The sequence below is a fragment of the Butyrivibrio hungatei DSM 14810 genome (assembly GCF_900143205.1).
GTDB lineage: Bacteria > Bacillota > Clostridia > Lachnospirales > Lachnospiraceae > Butyrivibrio > Butyrivibrio hungatei.
The window spans coordinates 97,260-115,615 of sequence record NZ_FRDH01000010.1; the positions used below are offsets into that span (position 1 = coordinate 97,260).

Genomic DNA, 18,356 nt, shown 5'->3' on the forward strand with positions numbered 1-18,356 from the left:
CACTTATTTTTTCTTTTTATCTAATAGCAGCTGCAAAAATAAACAAACACAGGAGAAAAAAAATATGGATGAAATGGTAAAACAGACTCAAGAGTGGTTAAACAAAACTTACAAATCCAAAAAAGGTTTTACAAAATTTAATGACAATGAAATCGACGGTATAACAGGTCAGGGAACATTTAAAAGACTTGTTCAGGCTCTCCAGATTGAGCTAAATGAAAACTTTGGAAGCAAACTTACCGTAGATGGCGATTTTGGAAAATCAACACTTAACGCACTTCCTTTGTACATTGAGAAAGGATTCCCATACAAAAACATTGTCAAAATCATTCAGGGTTCTTTTTGGTGTAAAGGCTATTCTGCTGGTCCATTAGATGGTATTTTTGGAAAATCAGTAGACTCTGCAGTAAAAAAGTTTGAAAGAGATGCTGGAATTCCTGAAACCGGATCTATTACTGGAATAAAGTTACAGGGTATTATGAACACCGACGCATACTTTTTCCAAGGTGAAGAAGGAACCCTGGCATATCACCAGCACAGAGTACAGAAAGCTATGAACCGCAAATATTGTACTGACTTCGGACTCATTGCTCCAAATGGACTATGGGAAAGAAAATCTCACAAGATGTTGATCAAGTGCTGTCAGAAAGTTTGGGGCATTACTAACATTGATGGTGCCTGGGGTAACGACTGCAAAAAAGCAGCTCCAACGTTGACAAACGGAACGACAAATTCAGAAAATGTGTTACTACTTAGCTGGGCACTGACCATTAATGGCTTTTATACTGGTGAATTCACCAGCACACTTTCAAATGATCTATTAGAAAGCATAAGAAACTTTCAGGATTTCATGTGTATCAAAAGAGAAAATGTTGTCGAAAAAGGCTCCTGGGCTTCTCTATTATCAAGCAAAGGAGATACTGGCAGAGATGTAAAAGCATTTGATACAGCAACTCGTCTAACAGAGGCTCAGGCGAATTTCTTTAAATCTAACGGGTATACAGATGTTGGAAGATACTTAACCAATACTGTTAACGGGACTTTAGATAAGAAAATGACTCTAGAAGAGCTAAAGGCCATTTCCAATGCGGGATTAAAAGTATTCCCAATCTATCAGACCCGTGGAAACAATGTTGGATACTTTACAAACAGTTCTCAGGGACATAGTGATGCAAAAGAAGCTTTAAAAGCAGCTCATGACCTATTTTTCCCTTATGGAACAACCATTTATTTCGCTGTCGATTATGATGTTAAAACGGCTGATATTGAAAAATACATTGTCCCTTATTTTAGAAATATCAAGGCAGTGTTAGACGGCACTTATAAAATCGGTGTTTATGGTCCAAGAGCTGTTTGTAACATTCTTGCCAGCCACGGTTTGACTTCATCTAGTTTTGTTGCTGACATGTCAAGCGGATTCACTTGCAACATTGGACAGCCAATGCCTAAGAACTGGGCGTATGAGCAAGTAGTAGAAGTTACACAGGGCGGAATAGGTATTGATAGATGTAATATTTCCCCCGCATCTACAGGCGTGCTTATTAATTTCCCTTCATCTGAAACAGAAGATGAAAAAAGAAAAGAAAAGCTCATTATCTATACTGCAAATACTATCAGAGAAAACGAAGGAAACTATGATGGCATCGACGAAAACGGTATCCTCTCGATAGGTCTGCTTCAATGGAGAGCTTCCAGAGCATATACTCTATTATCAAGAATTCGAGACAAAGACAAGTCATTTTTCGATGCTACTTTTTCTAATGTACCATCTTCAATGATTATAACTGGTCTTGACAGTGGAGACATAAATTCGTTCAACAACTTGTATGCTTCCGATCTTTCTTCTGAAGAAATAAGCTCTTTAAAGAGAATTCTTGTTTCCGATATTTCTAAAGAAACTCAGGATGTGCTAATCATCGAAGATGTTACCAAATACATTAATCTCGGAACAGATAAAAAAATACGATCAAATAAAGTTCTCATATATTTTGCTGACTGTTATAATCAGTCTCCAAAAGCCATTTCTCGTTTTGAAGATCAAGGAATAAATTGGGAAAGCGTTACTTTAGATGAATTACACAATCTTGCACTTGCAGATAAAGCTCTTGGAAAATATATATCCCGTCGTAATAGTGTATACGAAAAAGCTAACGCGTATAACGAATAATTATCTAAGTGAGTAGTAGAGAGCATAATACTTTACTACTCACTTTTTAGCAACACATACTCAGAATCAGTCCCCCATCCTGAATTATTGTCTTGAGCATAGATATATTTTTTCACCTTAACCAAAATAGAATCCCCCTCAAATTGTATGTCCATATCTCCACTGCCAAATCCGTCATCAAATTCAAAACTTATTTTTTCATCAATCATTTGCTCTTTCGAAAAAGATATGTCTGCAACTCTCTGAGTTATACCTTGTATGTTATACAATTGCCCTGAAACACAATCACCATCATAGGCTAAATATAAAACCATTCCACCGCCTTCAAATATTTGTTCTTCAGTTTTTGAATCAGTACTCCACACTTCATCATACTTTGATTCTTCAAAAAAAACCAAATCACCATCTGAAGCATTCGAGCTTTCATAATTACTGGGGGGTTCCACTAATTCACTCTCCTCTGATAAAAGATCTTCACCTCTTGAAATAGCCTCTGTGCCAGCCATATAGCCATCATTCTTTTCACACGATACAATTAGCACTAGAAAAATCGTTACTATACAAATTAAAATCGTTTTCTTCATATAGCTCTCCACCGTATTTATAATACCTATGATTTACTTCACTTTCTGTGTTCTCAAATACTCTTTTTGTTCTGCTGTTATTCTATAACTTTCTATTGCCTTCTGTATTGTCTTGTTATGAACCCACTTATCAAGTTTTTTTTCCTGGATATAAGGTATGGTAGCCTCATACTGCTTAGCTAGGGCTGTTGCAAAGTACCAGGCAATCATCATGTTTATGTAGTATTCGTCTGACTTTATTTTTGATACAGCTTTAAGATACTTAGGATCAAAGTCTTCATCAAGAAAATGCTGCATCAGCATTCCTATGGCGAATCTTATGGTATAAGTTTCTTTTGACTTTATCCACTTTTCTATGTACTTTAGGAGCTCATTCTTATGCTTCTTGAAAACTTTTGGAGACATCTGGTCACAGGTTGCCCAATTATTTACATAGGGGAGGAACTTTTCGAGCTCTTCTATACACTTATCAAAATCTTTAATCTCTGAAATAATAAAGGCTTGAAGCTGATTCTCATCAAAGTACTTGTGAGGAAGGTCATTCAAGAACTCTTCAATACCTTCTCTTTTCACAAGCTCTTTTGCATACTTCCTAAGTTCCGGAGTACGCACACCTATAGCCTCAAATCCATCAACACCAGGAATGAGACCGCTTTGAAAATCCCTATATTTCTTGTCTTGTAATTCGAATAGTTTGGATTGAATTTCCGTAGTCATATTTTTCACCTCCAATGGTCTGTTTTCTACATTACTCATTATTTGGGTCACAAATTGCCTTTGCCAGAATCCTCAATTCCATTGATTTACTTTGACTGTATTGAACAAATCCTCATCTTATTGTTTATCGTCAGAACGCCCCACGCCTTCCTGTTTACGGGAGATGCCGGCGGAATGAATACACCCTCTCTTATAGTGGTGCTCTCTGCTCTTCCAAGGTTCGTGATACAATGTCCATCGCGCTTTTCATAGCCGAACATCTTGCTGCCAACAAATCTGCCGGCCTTGCTTTCAAAACTTCCAAGAGTCGATATAGCTATGGCATCGAGGAGTTCTGGATCCATATTGAAATAACACGAGAGAACGAGCATCTCCCTATCCGGCTTACTTATTATGCTCCTGACTTCATGATCTACAGCCCTGGCGAGTTCCATGATCTCAGAGGTTTTCTTCTTAACCACCACACTGAATGCTGTAGCATAGTTTCCAAGCGAGCCTTCCTTATAGTTTTTAATCTTATTCCTTATGTCAGAAGCTATGACCACCTTATTTGTTTTCTCATCGATCATCATCTTAGCAACAAGATAGTCATTGAGCGATACCCCGTTTTCTCTGCACAAACCCAGGAGCGTATCAAGCTCTTCTCCGTCAACTCTCTTTATCTCACGCTTTATATCCTGTTTGCGATCATGATCACGTTCAAACTCAAGATACTCGTCGTAGCTGACCCTATGCCCTTCTTTACGCCACTTCTTATTGGCATCTCTGATCAGCGCCCTGCTGATGAACCTAAGGTCGCTGCCATTTGGAAGATCATCAAGGCTTTCCATCAGCTTCTCATCAACCAGGTGTGGCCTGGCACCGCTAGTATAATGATCTGCAAACTCCTGCACCAACTGTAGAAGCCCTCTCCCGTCGCAAAGAAGATGATGCGTTATAAAAAGAACTCTCGTTCCGCTCTCGGATGGATAAGCATAGACCTTGAGCAGCGCTTCCTTCTGAACATTCCATCCATCTGAAGATACCGCCTCATAATCAGTCTGCCAGTTATCGTCTGCCTCTTTTATCGTTATCGGAATCTCAAGTTCAGGATGCTCCTCATAATATATCATTGAGCTTCCCTCTTCCTCGGCTATCAGACTTCTCATAAGCGGATGAGCCGATCTAAGAACACCAATGCTCTCGATGATACCATCCGCATCGAACTCCGATCCGATTTCCGCCATGATACCGAAGTGCATGTTCGGGGACATATAGTGCGCCCTTTCCGTATATAAGTATTTCCTACCTGGCATAAATCTCTCTTTCTCCTTATAATCTGGCAAAAAACTGTTTCCAGGTAATTTCCTTGAACATTCTTTTAGTCAGTTATACTTTCTTTCGCACTGTTGATAAGACCGAGAAGGCCCGTCTCCTTAATAAGAGCTATCCCCTGGAATTCATCTCCGAGGACAATCAGATTGTCGCCTGTTTTAATATCAAAGATCTTTCTTGCTTTGGCAGGAATGACAATCTGACCCTTATCTCCCACTTTGACCATTCCAAAGATATGTTTTCCTTTCGGCGGTATAGCATATCCCAGGTTGTCCGAATCATTCTTTTCATATGAGATAAGGTCGTCCATGGATACGCCAAAGAGGTCAGCCAGCATCTTACATCTCTTTATGTCCGGCAGCGACTCTCCGGTCTCATATTTTGAAAGCGTCTGTCTGGATACGCCTATCTTCTCTGCAATTTCCTCCTGTGACAGGTTATTAAGCTTTCTTAATTCCATAAGATTGTCTGCAAAACTCATTCTTTCTTCTCCTTTTTTATTCCCAGAACACACCACCTTATGAAAGGTATGCGGCTCATGATTTCATACAGAATGTAGGAGCCTGCGAATGCTGCTATTGCAACCAACAGATATACGATGACAGGAGCAAGGAACGGACATAATGTATGCAGATACCATCCGCTGACCGCTATCATCAGATAATGGAATACGTAGAGGCCCCATGATTTTCGGCACATCCACTTTGAGAAAGCATTCGAGAAATTTCCCCATTTTTTCATGAAGGCAAGTATACCGAGAGTTCCAAACCATGCGTATACATTGCACATGATTGTGTCCAGAACTACGTGCTCCGGATAAGGCTGACCTTTATATAAAATAACAAAGGCTATGCAGGATGCGATGGCAAGGATGCTTAATAACAGCCAGTTTTTGCCAAGTCGATCCATCACGACCTCATGGGACAATACAAAGTAGCCGATCATAAAGCCCAGTCCGTAGATACCGAATCTGTATACCACAATTATCGGCGTGTTAAGTATCTGCGCCGCTCCATATACGGGTATAACAAGAAGTATAAGTGTCAAAAGATTTGCTTTACCACAGATATTATAGAATCTGTCTTTTTCAATCCTTCTGATCAGTACCAGTATCAGGCTGAAGATCCAAAGCATCTGAATGTACCACAGAGGGCCTGAGCCGCTGACTGCCATTATCAGGAAAAGGATTGGCCCCGGTACGTTGTTCATGGAATTAAATGCACCAGACATCAGCATGTTGTAATAGCCAAGAATCCAGCCGAAAACCAGAAGGCCGATTGTTGATGGTACAAGATACTTTCTCGTCCTTACGCTGATAAATTCCTTTTCTGTTCGTTTAATTAGTTCATAACGGGCTGACATGCCGGATACCACAAACAGAAGTAACATGAACCAAGGATATACAATGTACTGATATGTATCCTGGGGCTGATGTTTACTGAAAGGTCCGATGATGCCATGTTGTGTTACACCGTTGAATATGTAGATTACATGATAAATGACAACCAGCACTACTGTTATCCAGCGAATATTATCTAAGTATGTCTTTCTCATATTTCTACCACCTTTGCCAAATATTTTAACATTTTTCTCAATCATAAAAAAGTAAGCTCCACCTGTCTACCAAGCGAAGCTTACATGTTTTGCTATTTTTTGTTAAATTTGGTTGCGTTGTTGGGACAGAAGAACGACTGTTTCAGCGGTTCGATGTTTCCAATCATCGTTCGCCTTCGGCTCCGATTCTTGGACATCTATCGCATGGACCGTTGTAATCTTCTCACAAAGCGCTTTAGCACTTTGTGAGAAGAACAACGGTCTCAACATGCCCGCTCCAACTAAACATATCGCAGGCTCTGACAGCCTTAAGCTCATAGCCGCCGTCAGCTAGTATCCTTAAGTCTCGCGCTAGAGTTGCGGAGTCGCAGCTTACATATACGATCCTGTCTGGCTGCATCTTGAGCATTGTTTCAAGGCACTTCTCATCGCAGCCCTTTCTAGGAGGATCAACTACGATGACATCTGGGTGAAGTGCTTCATTACTTGATACTCCATCGTAGCCACCATTTTTATAAAACTCAGGAAGCACCTCTTCTGCCTTACCGCAGAAGAAATCTGCATTTGAAAGTCCGTTTCTCTTGGCATTTCTCTTTGCATCTTCTATAGCATCAGGAATTATCTCTACACCAAAGACATGGCCTGCTGTCTTGGCCATTGATAAGGTGATGGTTCCAATTCCACAGTAGAGGTCCCAAACAGTCTCTTTTCCTGACAGACCAGCATAAGTGATTGCCTGTTCATAGAGCTTCTGGGCCTGAACAGGGTTGACTTGATAAAAGGAAAGAGGTGATATCTCAAAATCAAGGCCGCAAAGAGTGTCTGATATTGTGTCTCTTCCCCAGATTGTATGAATCTCGTAGCCCATGATGACATTTGTCTTCTCGGTATTGATGCTGACAGAGATACTTGTCATGCCCGGAATTTTACTGAGAGAATCCACAATTTTTTTCTGATTTGGAATGTAATCCACATTTTTATCTTTTTTACCATCTCTGTAGTTGATAACTAGGCATACCATAATCTGACCGCTGGTAAAACCTTTTCTAATGAGTACGTGCCTTACAAGACCTTTTCCAGAAGCTTCATCATAAGCCTTGATCCCATTTTCTTCCATGTGCTTTAATATAATATCAAGGATAGCCTTATTTTCTTTTATACCAATATAGCAATCATCCACAGATATGATACTGTGGGTTCTGCCTGCATAGTATCCGGCAACAAGTTTGCCACTTTTGTCAGTTCCGATCGGGTACTGGGCTTTGTTCCTATATCTCCATGGCTCATCCATGCCGATAATAGGCTCAGTTATGCTATCGATGAAATCTCCATCAAAGCCCCCAAGTCTTACGATATTGTTCCTTACTTTATTCTGCTTGAACTGAAGCTGTCTCTCATAGGTCATGTTCTGAAGCTGGCATCCGCCGCACTGTCTTGCTATAGGACACTTTGCTTCCTGTCTAAACTTCGAAGGTTCAATAACCTTTTCAAGATGGGCGTAAGCATAGTTTTTCTTGGCCTTCATGATCTTGGCACTTACTGTATCTCCAATTACCGCATCCTTAATAAAGAGGGTATAGCCGTCAATCTTGCCTATGCCCTCTCCGTCATTTCCTATATCTGTGATGGTTACTGTCAGAAGCTCATCTTTGCTGTACCTGACATCTTCTTTTTTCTTAATTCCCATTTATTCCTACCTGCATTACTCTTTCCAATGAAGTCTGTGGAGCTCACCCTCTGTCTCAAGTCCCTTGAATTCATTCTGTCTAAGGGCTTCGTAGAGAACTATGGCAACTGAATTAGAAAGGTTTAAAGACCTGATATCATGTCCCATAGGAATCCTGATACAACTTTCTTCATTGTCCACCAGAATTTCCTCTGGAATTCCTGCACTCTCCTTGCCAAACATGATGTAGTCATCCATTCCAAAGCTAACATCTGTATATGAACGCTTTGCCTTGGTTGTAGCGTACCAGATCTTGGCTCCTGGGTGATTTTCCTTGAAATCCTCGTAGTCTATATATCTTGTGACATCGAGCTTTTCCCAGTAATCCATTCCGGCTCTCTTTATTTCTTTTTCATTGAGTCTGAATCCCAAAGGCTCGATAAGATGTAAACTTGTTCCTGTTGCCACACAGGTTCTTCCGATATTTCCAGTATTCTGTGGAATCTCAGGCTGATGTAAAACTATATGCATTCTTAAACTAACTTCCTTTATTACTATTATTCCTCATCATCAGCATCCATAACTGCTGACTTTGGAAGAGAAAAGATAAACTCGGTACCAACACCTGCTGTGCTGATAACGTTGATGTTCTCTTCGTGGGCCTTTATGATCTCTTTTACAATTGAAAGGCCAAGGCCTGTACCCTTCTTGTCCTTACCTCTTGAAAGATCCGACTTGTAGAATCTGTCAAAGATAAGCTTCTGGTCTTCTTTGGGAATTCCGATTCCGCTGTCCTTAACAGACACAAACACCTTGCTGTGCTTCTCTGTAGTCTCGATCTTGATTGAAGAATCGTGATGGCTGAACTTGATAGCATTATCAACAAGGTTATAAAGAACCTGCTGAATCTTGTCTACGTCAGCATTTACCAGCATCTTGTCATCAGTAAGGACCAGCTCGATTGCAATCTTCTTGTTCCTGCAGGTGCCCTCAAAAGACTCTGCAACTTTCCTGATGACCTGATTAATATCAAAATCAGATTTATCAAGGAGCATTCCCTTAGTGTTGAGGTTGTTAAGCGTCAAAAGCTCGTTGGTGAGCTTGGTAAGTCTGTCGGTCTCATTAATGACAATTCCAAGATACCTCTCATGCATCTCCTGAGGAATTGTTCCATCCTGCATTGCCACAAGATAGCCGCGGATAGATGTAAGGGGCGACCTGAAGTCGTGAGATACATTGGCAATGAACTTCTTTTGATCGTCCTCCTGCCTTGCAATTTCGCCTGCCATATATGCCAGAGACGCCGCAAGGTATCCCATCTCATCTTCTGACTCCACAGAGAACTCATAGGACATATTGCCGGCTGCATACTGCTCTGTAGCCTTGGTGATCTTGCGAAGTGGTATATATACCAGCTCTGTGAAGAAGATCAGGATGATAAGAGACAGTAGGAAAAGAACTATCAGCATCAGGTAGGATATGTTAAGGAATTCATTGGCCTGCTCCTGAATATCAGAAACAGGTTCGTGAATAACTACATAAGCTTGAACCTTGTAATTGGCCGTTATAGGTGCAAATACACTTACCACATCTGAGTCAAAAGAGTCCCAGAAATTGCCGGTCGTGTAATATGAACCTCCAAGAACTGAAGGATCAAAGCCTTTGATAACTATCTCATCCCCAGGCCCAAGATTTCTTGATGAATCAAGAACAAGTCTTCCTGATGGGTTTATTATCCATATGGGCTCATTATCCATATACTTGGACAATGTAACCATTTGAGTGTGTACTGTTTCAAGTGAAGTTTCACTGTTGTACAGATCTGCCGCATAGGTGTTGGCAATCTGCGTGGCAACCTGATACATGCTGTCTGTCTTGTCTCTTCGTATGCGCTCATAGGTCATGCTATATACGAAAGTCGCAACCACTATAAAGCCAAAGACGGCAAACAAAAGGTACGCCAAGAGAAACTTCAGATAGAGAGTTCTCTTCATTTACTCCATTACCTCGAATTTGTATCCGATTCCCCAGATTGTAGCCAGTCTCCAACTTGCATGGTCATTTAACTTCTCACGAAGTCTCTTGATATGAACGTCGACTGTTCTAGTATCTCCAATGTATTCGTAGCCCCAGATCTGATCAAGGAGCTGCTCTCTTGTGAAAACATGGTTTGGTGATGCCGCAAGGAAATACAAAAGCTCCAGTTCCTTTGGTGGCATATCAACTCTCTCACCCATGTATGTAACAGAGTAGTTTGTCATGTTGATCTCAAGATCTGGATATCTTACAACCTTATCGTTAGATTCAGGTGCTTCCTGAGCCTGAGGCTTATATCTTCTAAGAACTGCCTTTACTCTAGCCACCAGCTCTTTTGAATCAAAAGGCTTCTCCATGTAGTCATCAGCACCCATCTCAAGGCCAAGAACCTTATCAAACACTTCTCCCTTAGCTGAGAGCATGATGATAGGTACCTGTGATCTTGTTCTTAACTCTCTGCAGACCTGATATCCATCAATGCCAGGAAGCATCAGATCAAGGAGTACAAGATTTGGCTTAAATGTATCGAAAGTATTGATGGCAGTCTCACCATCGTTGCAGATCTTGGTCTCAAAGCACTCTTTTACCAGATAAAGAGATATGAGCTCTGCGATATTGTTGTCATCATCTACAATTAAGATCTTCTGCTTAGTTGCCATAATTTCCCCCAAAATATTATTTTATAAACGTTACTATTGTCACGCCTGCATCGCCTTCACCAAATTCTCCAAGCTTGAAGGATTTAACATAAGGAACACCCTTAAGATACTGATGAACTGCCTGTCTGAGTATGCCTGCGCCCTTACCATGTACAACTCTTACATTGTTAAGGTGTGACATATAGGCATCATCAAGGTATTTATCAAGTGCTGCAAGCGCATCATCTGAATTCTTGCCAATAAGATTGATCTCAGTCCTGATATTAGCTGACCTTGAAAGATCCATCTTGCCGCCGCTACTACTGGTGTTTCTACCATAGAACTTCTTCATGGCAGCCTTGCCATCTTCATCCTGCACCAGCACAAGATCTCTAATATTGGCCTTGGTCCTCATGATACCGCACTGTACAAAGAGATAACCATCCTTGTCTGGCTTGGAACTGATAGTTCCCTTAAGCCCCATAGACACGATCTTGACTGTTTCTCCAAGTTTAAGCTGAGACTCTTTAAGAATTGGATGTGTCTCCTTTGGCTTTTCAACCTTCTTGGAAATAGATTTATTCTTGTCAGAGATCTTCTGTCCAACGCTGGTCCTTGCTCTCTCCAGATCCTGCATTGTAGCATCAGGTCCCGCTTTTCTAAAGGTTCTGATAGTCTCATCAGCAACATCCTTAGCTTCCTGAAGGATATCTCTCGCCTCTTCATTGGCCTTTCTGATGATCTCATCCCTTTGTTTATCAAGCTTGTAGGTCTTTTCCTCAAGCTGAGTCTTAAGCTCTTCAACTTCCTTTTTGTACTGAGCAATCTCAAGACTCTCGCTCTCAATTGTCTTACGGCTCTTCTCAAGGTCTGCAAGAAGATCCTCAAACTTTTTGTCCTCAGTACCGATTTGCTCCTTGGCAGCTTCAATGATCCTGTCTGGAAGCCCAAGCTTGGAAGAGATTGCAAAAGCATTACTCTTTCCAGGGATTCCAATAAGGAGCTTATAGGTCGGCTTAAGCGATTCAACGTCAAACTCGCAGCTGGCATTCTTGATGCCAGGTGTGTTGAGGGCATATACCTTAAGCTCGCTGTAGTGAGTTGTAGCCATTGTCCTTATCTTTCTCTCATGGAGGTCGTTAAGGATAGATATAGCAAGAGCTGCGCCCTCTGTAGGATCAGTTCCTGCGCCAAGCTCATCGAAAAGGCAAAGTGAATTCTCATCAGCCTTCTCAAGGATGCTGACGCAATTAGTCATATGTGATGAGAAAGTAGAAAGAGACTGCTCAATACTCTGCTCATCTCCAATATCTGCATAAACTTCTGTGAACACTGAAAGTTCTGACCTGTCACCTGCAGGGATTGCAAGACCAGCCTGTCCCATCAGGGTCAAAAGACCTACTGTCTTAAGTGTAACTGTCTTACCACCTGTGTTAGGTCCTGTGATGATCAGCATGTCAAAGTCGCGACCTGCGTATACATCGATAGGAACAACCTTGTCTTTATCAATAAGAGGATGTCTTCCCTTCTTGATATCAAAAGCATGCTGCTCGTTAAATACTGGTGTGATGGCATTTATCTCAAGGGCATATGATGCCTTGGCAAATACAAAGTCAAGGTCAGTCATGATATCTGCGTTGTACTTGATAGAGTCTACGTGCTCTGCAACCTTAAGGCTGAGCTCAGCAAGGATCTTTTCGATCTCTGCTGTTTCCTGTAAGATCATTTCTCTTAACTTATTGTTGAGCTCAACAATTGCCTGAGGCTCAATGAAAAGCGTAGATCCTGATGATGACTGGTCATGAACAATACCATTTATCTGAGATTTATACTCAGCTCTTACAGGGATACAATATCTGTCACCACGCATGGTTACTACAGTATCCTGAAGGTAAGTTCTCATTGATCCGTTGATGATCTTGCCTAGCTGCTCGTGGATCCTGTCATTGGTCAGCATCATTCCGCGTCTGATATGTTTGAGGGCTGGGCTTGCATCAGAGCTCATCTCATCCTCTGAGATGATACATCTTCTGATCTCAGCTGATACAAAGGTAAGTGGCTCAAGCATCTCAAAAGATTCAGATAAAGAATCTCTCTCCTCATCATCCCTTTGAGGTCTGCCGTAAGTCTTAACTCTGTTGACGTTATCAAGAAATGCTGCAAGCTTCAAAAGAGCTGCCATATCCAGCGCACTTCCAATCTTGAGTGCCTTTAATATTCCCTGAAAATCCTTATTGTCACCAAAGTTTGTGCTACCCTTTTTAAAGATCCTTGAAATAGCATCCTTTGTTTTTTCCTGATTCTTTCTGATCTCTTTTATATCAGATGAAGGAACAAGCTCTCTGCAGAGTTTCTTACCAGGCTCTGAAGTCGCATGTTCTGTAAGTTTTTCAATAATCTTGTCGTATTCAAGTACGTGTAAAGCTTTCTGATTCATAATTATTTTCCTGTGTCTAAAGTTACATAATCATCCAAATTACAGTTTACCATCATAAGAGTTTCTTTGCTACTTCTTATGCGTAGTTACCATTTAAAAGATAGGGTCATTTAGGGAACTATGGTATAATATTGAAATGTATCAAGTAGTTTTATGGGGATGGGGTATTCTATGCCAACTAATCAAGAAGAAAACAAAAACGAAAATTTAGCTAATACGGATTTTATTAGTGAGAAGATAAAGCAAAGACCAATTAACAGGAAAAAGCTCTTAAGGCGCACCATCATTACTGTCACTTTGGCAGTACTATTTGGTTTTGTTGCCTGCCTTACTTTCCTTTTATTGCAGCCACTTTTTAGTGACAAGCTCTATCCAGAAAAAGAGCCTGATCCAGTCACACTTCCACAGGAATCAGCCAGCGATGAGCTAACTCCTGAAGAGATGTTTGCTGATGATGATCAGATTGCTGCAAGCGAAGCTCAGAGCTTTGAAGAAAGTCAGAAGGATCAGATCGATCAGGCTATCGCTTCTTATTCCTTTGATTCATCAGATTATAACAAGATGGTAAGGTCACTTAAGTCCGTAACAGATGCCGTTAAGCCTAGCCTTGTAAGTGTCACAGCTCTTTCAAATGACACTAACTGGTTTAGCGATTCCTATGAATCAAGCGGTTCTACATCAGGCCTCATCGTAGCTGACAATGGAACAAATCTCTTTATCCTTGTTCCATCAACTGCCGTTTCAGGTGCAGAGACAATCCGCGTAACTTTCTGCAACGGAGCAACTGCCAATGCTGACCTCTGTCTTATGGATAGCATCACCAAGCTCGGTGTCATCTGTGTCAAAAGAGCTGCTCTTTCCCAGGACACACGAAATACTATTGGGCCAGCTGATCTTGGAAGCTCAGCAGGTGGTAACCTTACAGGCTCTCCTGTTATTGCACTTGGTAGCCCTGTAGGCGTTCAGGACTCAGTTTCCTACGGCATCATCACTTCTGAAAAGAGCTCCATAAACCTTGTAGATACAAACTACAAACTCCTTACAACAGACATCTACGGAAGCTCATCTGCTACAGGAATACTTATAAATCTTCACGGACAGGTTATTGGAATCATTGATATGTCACACAATCAAACAGACATGTCCAACCAGATCAGTGCTATCGGTATTACTGAATTAAAAGGCCTTATCGAAGATCTTTCAAATCAAAAAGACAGAGCATTCCTTGGTATCCACGGTGCCACAGTTCCTAGTGACATTCAGGAAAGCCTTGGAATTCCAGCCGGCGCTTATGTGACTCAGACAGAAATGAGTTCACCAGCTATGCGCGCTGGCATACAGAGCGGAGATATCATCACATCTTTTGGCGGATCTCCTATTGATACCTATGAACATTTGGTTAGCAAGCTTGCAGGTTGCGAACCTAATGATATAATTACAATTACTGTTATGAGACAGGCTCCAAACGAGTACATCGATATTGAGATTGAAGTTACTCTCTCAGCCTCCACAACAGACAAGTAAAGAAGTATTAGAAACGAGGATTTTTTAAATGAAGTTCATTAAAGATTTAAAACCTGGCGATCGCATTGCTGACATCTACATGTGCAAGCACAAGCTCAGCGCCACTACCAAGAATGGTAAAGAGTACTACTCTGTTACTCTTCAGGACAAGACAGGCACAGTTGATGCAAAGGTTTGGGAACCTAACAGTGATGGTATCGACGAGTTTGATGATACAGATTACATTGATGTTTTTGGTGAAGTTACAAGCTTCAACGGCATGATCCAGGTTAACGTTAAGCGCGCTAGAAAATGTCACGAAGGAGAGTATGATCCATCCCTTTACCTTCCTGTTTCAAGCAAGAACATCGATGACATGTACAAAGAACTCCTTGGAATAATTGGTTCCATCGAGAACCCATATCTCAAAAAGCTCCTTGAAGAGTTCTTCATCCACGATGAAAAATTTATTGATGTATTCCGTAAGTCAAGCGCAGCCAAGACTGTACACCACGGCTTTATCGGAGGACTTTTAGAGCACACTCTTAGCGTAACTAAGCTCTGTGATTACTATTGCAAGTCTTACCCAGTTCTTAAGAGAGACCTTCTCCTTACAGCAGCTATCTGCCACGATATCGGTAAGACCAAAGAGCTTAGCCTCTTCCCAGTAAATGACTACACAGATGAAGGTCAGTTCCTTGGCCACATTGTTATGGGTGCTGAAATGGTAGGTGAAAAAGCCCGCCAGATCGACGGTTTCCCAGAGATTCTCAAACAGGAGCTCCAGCACTGTATTCTGGCTCACCATGGCGAATATGAATATGGTTCACCAAAGAAGCCATCTATCATCGAAGCTGTTGCTCTCAACCTTGCAGACAACACAGACGCCAAGATGGAGACCTTCACAGAGCTTCTTGCAAACATCACAGCTCCAGGCTGGCAGGGATATAATAAGTTCTTTGAGAGTAATATCTACGATTCACGTATGGATTAATTATTTGAATTCAAAAAGGAATGTCGAAAACGACATTCCTTTTTTAGTGTCATTATAGCTTAGATATAAACCTCTCAAGTCTCTCCATAGCAGCCTTCAGATTATCAAGTGAATACGCGTAGGATATTCTGATGTATCCCTCACCACAGTCTCCAAATGCTGTACCAGGTACTACCGCAAGCTTTTCTTCCTTTAAAAGTCTTGTACAGAACTCATCACTACTCATTCCAAACTTCTTGATTGAAGGAAATACGTAAAATGCTCCAAATGGTTCAAAACAGGTAAGACCTATTCTTTCGAATTCATTTAAGAGATATCTTCTGCGTTGATTGTACTGCTCACGCATCATCTTAACATCATCATCACCATTTCTAAGAGCTTCTACTGCCGCATACTGGCTAGTTGTAGGAGCACACATGATAGCAAATTGATGGATCTTGATCATCTGCTTCATGATGATCTCAGGTCCACAAGCATAACCAAGTCTCCAACCTGTCATGGCATAGGCCTTGGAGAAACCGTTGATCAGAATAGTTCTTTCTTTCATTCCTGGAATAGAAACGATTGATACGTGCTCGCCGCTATATGTAAGCTCTCCATATATTTCATCAGATATTACAAATAGATCTTTCTCAATGACAACTTTGGCAATTGCCTCCAGATCCTCTTTTGTCATTACAGCGCCAGTTGGGTTATTTGGGAACGGAAGAACTAATATCTTAGTCTTATCCGTTACTTTCTCAAGAACCTCTTCAGCTGTAAGTCTGAACTGATTCTCTTCCTTAAGCTCAATTGTAACCGGGACAGCATCTGCCAATATTGCACATGGCTCATAGGATACATAACTTGGCTGAGGGATCAATACTTCGTCCCCTGCATCAACCATTGCTCTAAGTGCAAGGTCAATAGCTTCAGATCCACCTACTGTTACGAATATCTCTTTTAATGGATCATATTCTACGTTCTGAGTTCTCTTAATGTAATTTGAAATTTCCTGTCTCAGCTCTTTTAATCCGGAATTGGAAGTATAGAAGGTTCTGCCCTTCTCAAGTGAATAGATACCCTCGTCTCTGATGTGCCAAGGTGTATCAAAGTCAGGCTCACCTACACCAAGTGAAATTGCACCCTCGGTTTCCTGAACGATATCAAAAAACTTTCGAATTCCAGAAGGCTTTATATCAACTACTTTCTTTCCTATTGGATTTCTCATGGTGTTATTATCTCCCTTGTGTCTTCATACTTCTTAGTAAGAATTGTTCCGTGGTCCTTATATTTCTTAAGGATAAAATGTGTGGCTGTACTAAGAACAGTATCAAGTGTCGCAAGTTTATTGTTTACAAATCCGGCAACTTCCTGAAGTGACTTACCTTCAAGGATTACCATAAGGTCAAATCCGCCGCTCATAAGATATACGCTGGTAACCTCTGGATATTTGTAGATTCTCTCAGCAATGCTGTCAAATCCAAGTCCTCTTGTTGGAGTAACCTTAACTTCGATGAGGGCATTTACCTTCTCGATTGAAGTCTTGGACCAGTCTATCATTGTGTGATATCCGCAGATCACACCTTCTTCTTCAAGTGCTTTAAGCTCGTTCGCTACTTCTATCTCTTCCGCACCAAGGAGTACGCTAAGTTCATGTACATCGATACGGCTGTTTTTCTCAATTGTCTTTAAAATTTCTTCTCTTGTACTCATGTGTATAACCGCTCCTTTAAATATGTTGTGATAAAACTATTAGCCAAGCACCTTATGTATCTCATCTGCCTGTGGCATCTCCAAAAATCTGGCCTCATCAAGATTTGTAATGATCTTGTCTTTGCCCTTTTCAAGATAGCCAACAATGGCTGCTGGAATTCCAGCCTCTTCTAAATCTCTTACAAGTGCCTCGCCGTCCTCAGTCGCAAATAAAAGTGCTCCTCCTGAAGTCAGGACGTATGGGTTTATCTCAAAGAACTCACATACTTCGATAGTCTCCTGTCTTACCGGGATACATTTTAAATCGACTTTTAGTCCAGTTCCTGCGCGTTCTCCCATTTCCCAAAGTGCGGCATATATACCACCACAGGAAACATCGTGAATCGCACTGACGCTGGACTTCATGGCGACTGCGGCCTCACTATTTATTCCAAGGAGCTTAGAAAGCTCCTCTGCATCATCTATAAATGGCTCTGGATACTTGGTAGCAAGCTCCGCTCGTTTCTCAGCTGCTAGCATTGCTGTACCTTCCATGCCTATCCACTTACTAACTACAAGCGCATCTCCCGCCTTGGGCTTACTCTTGTATAGATTCTTTATCATAACCTCTGTTCCTACGCAGGTTGCTGTAACTATTGGTCTAGTAACAGCTTCTGTAACTTCTGTATGGCCGCCTGCATAGGCTATGTCATTTATATTGCATGCGCTTATGGCATCTCTTACTATCTTTTTAAGTACTGCTTCTTCACTATCTTTATCAAGTAATATATTAACTACCACATGGTCAGGGTTTATTCCCTGGGCTATCAGAGAATTTGTCGCCTTCATAACAGCATAATATCCGCACTTTGATACGTTTGTCGTAATAGTTGCTGTTGCAGAAAAACTATTTTCAGATTCAGAAAAAGCGCAGTCTGCCCCTACAGCTGCGCTTGTCTTTTTATTTGATTCAGTTTTTATGAGCTTTATGATGGAACGCTTGAGAGCATTCTCTGTTATCTTGCCAATTCTCATATAACCGCCATATTCTATGCAAATGTTTACAGTTTC

The 18,356-nt window shown here is 41.2% G+C and carries 16 protein-coding genes; 3 read left to right on the plus strand and 13 right to left on the minus strand.

Going from position 1 to position 18,356, the window contains the following annotated elements; genetic code table 11:
• The first annotated feature begins 64 nt into the window (after window positions 1-64).
• Window positions 65-2,167 carry a glycoside hydrolase domain-containing protein gene (locus tag BUA02_RS12255; protein WP_072704572.1) on the plus strand — a complete coding sequence of 701 codons (2,103 nt, stop codon included), beginning with the start codon at window positions 65-67 and terminating at the stop codon, window positions 2,165-2,167.
• A gap of 35 nt (window positions 2,168-2,202) precedes the next feature.
• Here BUA02_RS12255 and BUA02_RS12260 read toward each other — a convergent pair whose 3' ends face one another.
• From BUA02_RS12260 to BUA02_RS12305, 10 genes are all read right to left on the minus strand, one after another.
• On the minus strand, window positions 2,203-2,751 hold the full coding sequence (locus BUA02_RS12260) for a hypothetical protein (RefSeq protein WP_072704575.1): 549 nt from the start codon (window positions 2,749-2,751) through the stop codon (window positions 2,203-2,205).
• Window positions 2,752-2,784: 33 nt separating this feature from the next.
• Complete coding sequence (locus tag BUA02_RS12265; protein WP_072704578.1) at window positions 2,785-3,507, minus strand: DNA alkylation repair protein; 723 nt, start codon at window positions 3,505-3,507, stop codon at window positions 2,785-2,787.
• 47 nt (window positions 3,508-3,554) lie between these two features.
• Complete coding sequence (locus BUA02_RS12270) at window positions 3,555-4,793, minus strand: condensation domain-containing protein (RefSeq protein WP_143147428.1); 1,239 nt, start codon at window positions 4,791-4,793, stop codon at window positions 3,555-3,557.
• Between the two features lie 35 nt (window positions 4,794-4,828).
• On the minus strand, window positions 4,829-5,263 hold the full coding sequence (locus BUA02_RS12275) for a helix-turn-helix domain-containing protein (RefSeq protein ID WP_022774247.1): 435 nt from the start codon (window positions 5,261-5,263) through the stop codon (window positions 4,829-4,831).
• Window positions 5,260-6,336, minus strand: a complete 1,077-nt coding sequence (locus BUA02_RS12280; RefSeq protein WP_072704637.1) for an acyltransferase family protein — start codon at window positions 6,334-6,336, stop codon at window positions 5,260-5,262. The genes BUA02_RS12275 and BUA02_RS12280 overlap by 4 nt, the downstream gene beginning before the upstream one ends.
• 235 nt (window positions 6,337-6,571) lie before the next feature.
• Entirely contained in the window at window positions 6,572-8,023 is a 1,452-nt protein-coding gene (rlmD, locus tag BUA02_RS12285) for a 23S rRNA (uracil(1939)-C(5))-methyltransferase RlmD (protein WP_072704583.1), read from the minus strand.
• A 15-nt stretch (window positions 8,024-8,038) separates the two neighbouring features.
• A complete protein-coding gene (gene trmL / locus BUA02_RS12290) occupies window positions 8,039-8,533 on the minus strand; it encodes a tRNA (uridine(34)/cytosine(34)/5-carboxymethylaminomethyluridine(34)-2'-O)-methyltransferase TrmL (protein WP_072704586.1) in 495 nt (164 codons plus the stop codon).
• A gap of 26 nt (window positions 8,534-8,559) precedes the next feature.
• Window positions 8,560-9,996 (minus strand): HAMP domain-containing sensor histidine kinase, encoded by a 1,437-nt coding sequence (locus tag BUA02_RS12295; RefSeq protein WP_072704589.1) that lies wholly within the window; start codon window positions 9,994-9,996, stop codon window positions 8,560-8,562.
• Window positions 9,997-10,698, minus strand: a complete 702-nt coding sequence (locus BUA02_RS12300) for a response regulator transcription factor (protein WP_072704592.1) — start codon at window positions 10,696-10,698, stop codon at window positions 9,997-9,999. It abuts the gene before it with no gap.
• Window positions 10,699-10,714: 16 nt separating this feature from the next.
• Complete coding sequence (locus tag BUA02_RS12305; RefSeq protein WP_072704595.1) at window positions 10,715-13,114, minus strand: endonuclease MutS2; 2,400 nt, start codon at window positions 13,112-13,114, stop codon at window positions 10,715-10,717.
• A gap of 171 nt (window positions 13,115-13,285) precedes the next feature.
• Between BUA02_RS12305 and BUA02_RS12310 the strand changes: the two genes are divergently transcribed.
• Window positions 13,286-14,638: a S1C family serine protease gene (locus tag BUA02_RS12310; protein WP_072704598.1), complete on the plus strand. Its 1,353-nt coding sequence runs from the start codon at window positions 13,286-13,288 to the stop codon at window positions 14,636-14,638.
• 28 nt (window positions 14,639-14,666) lie between these two features.
• Complete coding sequence (locus BUA02_RS12315) at window positions 14,667-15,611, plus strand: 3'-5' exoribonuclease YhaM family protein (RefSeq protein WP_071177270.1); 945 nt, start codon at window positions 14,667-14,669, stop codon at window positions 15,609-15,611.
• Window positions 15,612-15,663: 52 nt separating this feature from the next.
• Here the strand turns inward: BUA02_RS12315 and BUA02_RS12320 are convergent, their stop codons facing one another.
• From BUA02_RS12320 to BUA02_RS12330, 3 genes are read right to left on the minus strand one after another with little or no spacing between them, the layout of a single operon-like run.
• Entirely contained in the window at window positions 15,664-16,821 is a 1,158-nt protein-coding gene (locus BUA02_RS12320) for a pyridoxal phosphate-dependent aminotransferase (RefSeq protein ID WP_072704601.1), read from the minus strand.
• A complete protein-coding gene (locus BUA02_RS12325; RefSeq protein WP_072704604.1) occupies window positions 16,818-17,306 on the minus strand; it encodes an Lrp/AsnC family transcriptional regulator in 489 nt (162 codons plus the stop codon). The genes BUA02_RS12320 and BUA02_RS12325 overlap by 4 nt, the downstream gene beginning before the upstream one ends.
• Window positions 17,307-17,345: 39 nt before the next feature.
• Window positions 17,346-18,320 (minus strand): AIR synthase-related protein, encoded by a 975-nt coding sequence (locus BUA02_RS12330; RefSeq protein ID WP_083572760.1) that lies wholly within the window; start codon window positions 18,318-18,320, stop codon window positions 17,346-17,348.
• Window positions 18,321-18,356 lie beyond the last annotated feature (36 nt).

What these genes read in the sequence shown, in the direction of transcription:
- rlmD (WP_072704583.1), bottom strand. Translation starts at nt 8,023, where the DNA reads ATGGGAATTAAGAAAAAAGAAGATGTCAGGTACAGCAAAGATGAGCTT.
- BUA02_RS12330 (WP_083572760.1), bottom strand. Translation starts at nt 18,320, where the DNA reads ATGAGAATTGGCAAGATAACAGAGAATGCTCTCAAGCGTTCCATCATA.
- BUA02_RS12280 (WP_072704637.1), bottom strand. Translation starts at nt 6,336, where the DNA reads ATGAGAAAGACATACTTAGATAATATTCGCTGGATAACAGTAGTGCTG.
- BUA02_RS12295 (WP_072704589.1), bottom strand. Translation starts at nt 9,996, where the DNA reads ATGAAGAGAACTCTCTATCTGAAGTTTCTCTTGGCGTACCTTTTGTTT.
- BUA02_RS12260 (WP_072704575.1), bottom strand. Translation starts at nt 2,751, where the DNA reads ATGAAGAAAACGATTTTAATTTGTATAGTAACGATTTTTCTAGTGCTA.
- BUA02_RS12315 (WP_071177270.1), top strand. Translation starts at nt 14,667, where the DNA reads ATGAAGTTCATTAAAGATTTAAAACCTGGCGATCGCATTGCTGACATC.
- BUA02_RS12255 (WP_072704572.1), top strand. Translation starts at nt 65, where the DNA reads ATGGATGAAATGGTAAAACAGACTCAAGAGTGGTTAAACAAAACTTAC.
- trmL (WP_072704586.1), bottom strand. Translation starts at nt 8,533, where the DNA reads ATGCATATAGTTTTACATCAGCCTGAGATTCCACAGAATACTGGAAAT.
- BUA02_RS12310 (WP_072704598.1), top strand. Translation starts at nt 13,286, where the DNA reads ATGCCAACTAATCAAGAAGAAAACAAAAACGAAAATTTAGCTAATACG.
- BUA02_RS12300 (WP_072704592.1), bottom strand. Translation starts at nt 10,698, where the DNA reads ATGGCAACTAAGCAGAAGATCTTAATTGTAGATGATGACAACAATATC.
- BUA02_RS12320 (WP_072704601.1), bottom strand. Translation starts at nt 16,821, where the DNA reads ATGAGAAATCCAATAGGAAAGAAAGTAGTTGATATAAAGCCTTCTGGA.
- BUA02_RS12265 (WP_072704578.1), bottom strand. Translation starts at nt 3,507, where the DNA reads ATGAGTAATGTAGAAAACAGACCATTGGAGGTGAAAAATATGACTACG.
- BUA02_RS12325 (WP_072704604.1), bottom strand. Translation starts at nt 17,306, where the DNA reads ATGAGTACAAGAGAAGAAATTTTAAAGACAATTGAGAAAAACAGCCGT.
- BUA02_RS12275 (WP_022774247.1), bottom strand. Translation starts at nt 5,263, where the DNA reads ATGAGTTTTGCAGACAATCTTATGGAATTAAGAAAGCTTAATAACCTG.
- BUA02_RS12305 (WP_072704595.1), bottom strand. Translation starts at nt 13,114, where the DNA reads ATGAATCAGAAAGCTTTACACGTACTTGAATACGACAAGATTATTGAA.